1 pseudogene is annotated in these 1,005 nt (G+C 45.2%); it reads left to right on the forward strand.

What is annotated here, in order from left to right:
• A pseudogene (locus ACFIL7_RS00160) lies at positions 1–1,005 on the forward strand (DUF4815 domain-containing protein); the annotation flags it as partial.

The following is a 1,005-nucleotide window of genomic DNA, read 5'->3' on the forward strand; positions in this document are numbered from 1 at the left end:
GACAGACTTTTGGCATGAACAGCGTACCGATTGGCTCTCGAGTATCACCAATCAAATCATTATGGGAAAACATCGCGGCAGAACTATCCGTAACACAGAAGTGCGTGATGACTTGGTCAATGCACATCAAGAACAAACCGACTTTTTAAGACAAATTACCCTTCACTTTAAAATTGAAGGTTTTGGCAGTAGCGAAATCTTGGAAAGTCTTACCTTTGATGGTGTGAATGTTTTACCAAAGAGTCTCCTTATTGCCGATAGCAAGGGCACCCTTGAGGGCGCTTTCACGATTCCACAAAATATTACGGCTGGCACAAAAAACGTTGTGGCAAGGGGAAAAGGTGGAACCATTGCAACGGGGCTTTTTACCGGTCAAGGTCTGATTGATGTGAAAGTGATGCGGCGCACCACAACAGTGAAGATATGGACGCAATTTGACCCACAAGCGCAAGTCTTTACCCCCGATGAAACACGGCAAATAACGGGGATTGACTTTCATCTTTGCAAAATCGGTAATGAGAACCATGATTTGGTGATTGATTTGGTCACTACAGAAAACGGTTATCCGACCGCCGATATTCAAGCACAAAGCTTTTATTCTATGAAGGGTGCAAAGCTAGGGTGGGCAGAGGCACGCTATGATGTACCACTCCTTGTCCCCGATGACCGCTTAACGGCTTTCGTTATCAAGACAGATGATGCTGATCATTCTGTCTCACTAGCAAAGCTTGGGGATTTTGATGCAGAACACCAGAGATACGTCTCGAGTCACCCTTACGTGACCGGTCCACGCTTTTCTTCTGTTAACGCACAAAGTTGGACAGCCCATCAAGATGAAGCCTTAGCCTTTCGAGTGCTGGCGGCACGCTACACACAAACAGAAAAAACCATTGATCTTGGCACTTTTGACCTTGTTGACTGCTCTGATTTACAAATACGCGCAGCCATTGAATTGCCTTCAAGCGATTGTTCTGTCATCTTTGAAATTGAAAGAAACAATGGCAC

This window comes from Bartonella sp. AP3QHHD (genome assembly GCF_042195765.1).
In the GTDB taxonomy this organism is placed as follows: domain Bacteria; phylum Pseudomonadota; class Alphaproteobacteria; order Rhizobiales; family Rhizobiaceae; genus Bartonella.